This is a genomic window from Priestia sp. P5_B4, assembly GCF_056400385.1.
The window spans coordinates 1-4,111 of record NZ_JBFULJ010000308.1; the positions used below are offsets into that span (position 1 = coordinate 1).

Genomic DNA, 4,111 nt, shown 5'->3' on the forward strand with positions numbered 1-4,111 from the left:
GCACTATACGATTGATTCTCCGATTACTTCTTTTGAAGATTTTTCGTTTTTACCATAAAAGATCCGGATGGAGAGACTAACCGCTATTTGTTTTTCTTTTCCTTTGGGACCTGCGTCTAGCGTTAATCCTGTTTCTCCATCAATTTTAAGATTATAAACTGGGTTCTTAACTTCGCTCATCTTGTATTCTTGATTCAATAAATCGCTATACCATTTTACCGAAGTTTTTAAATGAGCTACGTGAATAAATACCGTATTCATTTTATTGAAAACGGGACTCGGCATTTTTAATCCTCCTTTTTATTTTCGGTTCATTCTATACCATTATCCACGCATCATTTTATACCTGCCATTCCCTTAACTTTTGCTCATATATACAAAAAAGCTTGCGAATACTATTCACAAGCTTTTTCTTCATGAAAAATATGTATGCTGTACAACTACAATCACAACCGCAATTAAAATCGAAGGCAGTAAATTCGCAACTTTAATTTTAATAATTTCTAATAAATTAATCCCAATTGCTAAAATTAATACGCCGCCTACTCCCGTGACTTCGGCAATGATACTATTCATTAAACCTTGCGGCACAATCGCATTAATTTGCGTGGCAAATAACGCAATGATGCCTTCGTATAGAAACACGGGCACAGCTGAGAAAATGACGCCTATTCCAAGCGTAGTCGTTAATAATAATGAGATAAACCCATCCATCACCGCTTTTGTAAACAATACGCTGTGATCGCCGCGTATTCCGCTGTCTAATGCCCCGACAATCGCCATCGCTCCAATAACAAAAATTAACGTCCCTGTTACAAAGCCCTGTGAAATACTGAATGTTTGCTTGTCATTTTGCTGTGATTGAAATTTCCGTTCAATCATATTGCCTAAAAGGTTTAGCTTTTCATCTAAATCAATGAACTCACCAATAACCGCTCCAATGGCTAAGCTCAAAATTACAATTAAAAACTGATGACTTTTAAAACCCATTTGCAAACCGAGCGTGATAACGGATAACCCCATCACTTGCATTACCGTCACGCTTACTTTTTCAGGAATGCGGTGAGCAAGCTTGCCCGTTAATGTTCCTACAACAATCGCTAGTCCGTTTACTAATGCTCCTATAATAAACATGCTGTCACCTTTACTTTGAATAATGCCGTTACTGTTTTCATTTGTTCTACTTCCTCTCTGCTCTGCACTAGCTGTATCAAACACACTAAATTTTAACATAATTTTTTTGCAATTATGAAGAAAATAAAAAGATCCGAACGATGAATCATTCGGATCTTTAACTAAAACACGTTTGTTCCAGCCATCTTATTAAAATGTAATAACGTCTTTTGTGCCTTGCTTTTGGTAGCCTGTCTTTAACAGCTTCACTTCTTTATCCGCTGGCAAGTTGGTAAATACAACTGGTGTCACAATAGACGGTGCATGCTTTTTAACATAGTCTACATTCACTTGTAATAGCGGCGTCCCTTGTTGAACGCTGTCGCCTTCTTGAACAAGCGCTTCAAATCCTTCGCCTTTTAAATTCACGGTATCTAATCCAACGTGAATGAGGATTTCAATTCCTTCTGCTGTTTTTAAGCCAATCGCATGTTTTGTTGGGAATACGGTCATGACTTCACCGTTAATCGGTGATACGAGCGTTCCTTCAGTCGGTTCAATCGCAAAGCCGTCACCCATCATTTTTTGTGAAAACACTTGATCTTCTACTTCACTAAGCGGCTTTACAACGCCTTCAAACGGTAACACAAACTCTGTGTGTGTGTGTGCTTGAACAGCCTGTTGTTCAACAGGTGCAGCGGTTGACGCTGTGCCGTATTTAACTAATTGATTCATTGCATCCGCAACAAATTCTACTTCTGTTCCGACAATGACTTGAACATTTGTTTTGCTGAGCTTCATGATTCCTCTCGCTCCGTGACGCTTTAAGGCAGCTTCGTTAATGTTGCCGGCATCAGCTACTTGTAAACGAAGACGAGTCGCACAGTTATCAATTACGGTCAAGTTTTCTTTTCCGCCTAAATCTTCAATAAAATAAGACGCCATATCCACATATTTATCGCCTGTTGCCACAACCGTTTCGTTTGATGTGTCTACTTCTTCATCGTCTTCACGTCCCGGTGTTTTTAAATTTAATGCTTTGATCAGCGTGTAGAAAATGACAAAGTAAATGACTGCATACACGATTCCAATTCCTGCTAACAGCAGCGGTTTTTGTGAAATTCCGTAGTTTAAGAAGAAATCAATGGCCCCTGCTGAAAATCCAAATCCAGCGTGAATACCAAGAGCAACGGCTAAAGCCATCGATATTCCCGTTAAAACGGCATGAATAACATATAATAACGGTGCTACGAACATAAATAGAAATTCAATTGGTTCCGTAATTCCCGTTAAAAAAGAAGTAACAGCAAGTCCAATTAACATACCGCTGACTTGTTTGCGTTTTTCTTTTTTAGCTGCTGCGATCATCGCAAGCGCTGCTGCCGGTAAACCAAACATCATAACCGGGAAGAATCCAGACATAAATGTTCCTGCCGTTGGATCGCCTTTAAAGAAGCGATTCAAATCTCCCGTTACGCCGTGATAATCTCCGAATACAAACCATACTAAGCTGTTTAACACGTGATGCAGCCCAATTGGAATCAATAGACGGTTTAAAAATCCGTATATACCTGCACCAAGCGCCCCTGCTCCTGTAATCCACGTTCCTAAGTTGTTAATTTGATCTTGAATCGGCGGCCAGATAACCCCGAAGATTCCTGCAAGCGCGAGCATAACGACTGAGGTAATAATCGGTACAAACCGCTTTCCTGCAAAGAAGCCGAGCCACTCTGGCAGCTTAATGGCTGAGAAACGATTGTATAGTAAACCAGCCGTTACCCCCGAGACAATCCCGCCGAGTACACCCATGTTAATATCTTTATCAATAGCTACAGTTCCTTTTGTTAACACAAAATAACCGACCACTCCGGCAAGTGCTGCTGCGCCGCTTCCATCTTTTGAAAGCCCTACAGCAATACCGAGTGCAAACAGTAGTGCTAAATTCGCAAAAATTGCATCTCCGGCTTGTGCCATAAATGGAATATCCAATAAGTCCTTTTGACCCAAACGAAGAAGCAATGCCGCAGCAGGTAATACTGCGATTGGCAGCATAAGCGATTTACCAATACGTTGTAAAAAATTCAGCATGTTTCTATCCCCTTTGTATAACGTATTTAACCCGATGTTACGAGCAAGGATTTTCGTAACAATATTTATCGGATGACAAGTTACCGCATTCATCCCAGCCCATGATTACATCATCAGCTGAAATAACGGCGGTTTTACTGCATGGACTCATACTAGCACATAAAATATATAGTTGTCTATACCAATTTTATTTTTAAAAACCTCTCTATATCAATGTTAAAAGCCCTTACAAAACTTTCTAGTTCCCAAAAAATAATCAACTGGTATAGACAACTATTCCAAAAAGCGTTACACTTAAATCAATACAACGAGCAAAGGAGTGTATGTATGGATACACATTCATCCATCATTATTTATAATGTAACCGTTTATAGTGAAAATCAGACATTAAAAAACGGGTATATTAAACTAACGAACAAGAAAATTACTGAAATCGGAGAGATACATCAATACGTCCGTCAGYCAAAAGACCATGTAATTGAGCTTTCTCCTTCCTATAAAGTGATTCCTGGTGCCATTGATGTGCATATTCATGGCGTTAACAATGCCGATGCAATGGACGGTACAGCAGAAGCATTAAAAACAATGGCGCGCACGCTCCCAAAAGAAGGTACAACAAGCTTTTTAGCAACCACTATGACGCAGTCGAATGAAGCGGTTGAAAAAGCGCTTCGCAACGCGGGCGCTTATATTGAAGAACAAACAGATGCGGATGCTGAAGTAGTAGGTATTCACTTAGAAGGTCCGTTTATTTCACCGAAACGTGCGGGTGCACAGCCCCCTACTCACATTCAAGATCCGAATGTGGCACTGTTTCAAGAATGGCAAAAAGCAGCCGGAGGACATATTAAATTTGTTACATTAGCTCCGGAGCAGCCAAACGGCTTAGCACTTACTTCTTATTTAAAAG

General features: G+C 40.0%; 4 protein-coding genes. 1 reads left to right on the forward strand and 3 read right to left on the reverse strand.

Features of this window, described 5'->3' with window-relative positions:
• Positions 1–3: 3 nt before the first annotated feature.
• From AC1DRF_RS18115 to nagE, 3 genes are all read right to left on the reverse strand, one after another.
• Entirely contained in the window at positions 4–285 is a 282-nt protein-coding gene (locus AC1DRF_RS18115; RefSeq protein WP_477741328.1) for a VOC family protein, read from the reverse strand.
• Between the two features lie 129 nt (positions 286–414).
• Positions 415–1,134, reverse strand: coding sequence for a DUF554 domain-containing protein (locus AC1DRF_RS18120; RefSeq protein WP_427075761.1), 720 nt, complete (start codon positions 1,132–1,134; stop codon positions 415–417).
• Positions 1,135–1,323: 189 nt separating this feature from the next.
• Positions 1,324–3,201 (reverse strand): N-acetylglucosamine-specific PTS transporter subunit IIBC, encoded by a 1,878-nt coding sequence (gene nagE / locus AC1DRF_RS18125; RefSeq protein WP_162213813.1) that lies wholly within the window; start codon positions 3,199–3,201, stop codon positions 1,324–1,326.
• Between the two features lie 327 nt (positions 3,202–3,528).
• On the opposite strand from nagE, the gene AC1DRF_RS18130 reads away from it, so the two are divergent.
• The coding region (locus AC1DRF_RS18130) for an amidohydrolase family protein (RefSeq protein ID WP_477741329.1) at positions 3,529–4,111 on the forward strand (583 nt) is incomplete at its 3' end.

Bases quoted from the DNA above. Each gene is read 5' to 3' on its own strand.
- AC1DRF_RS18120 (WP_427075761.1), bottom strand. From the start codon at position 1,134: ATGTTTATTATAGGAGCATTAGTAAACGGACTAGCGATTGTTGTAGGA.
- nagE (WP_162213813.1), bottom strand. From the start codon at position 3,201: ATGCTGAATTTTTTACAACGTATTGGTAAATCGCTTATGCTGCCAATC.
- AC1DRF_RS18115 (WP_477741328.1), bottom strand. From the start codon at position 285: ATGCCGAGTCCCGTTTTCAATAAAATGAATACGGTATTTATTCACGTA.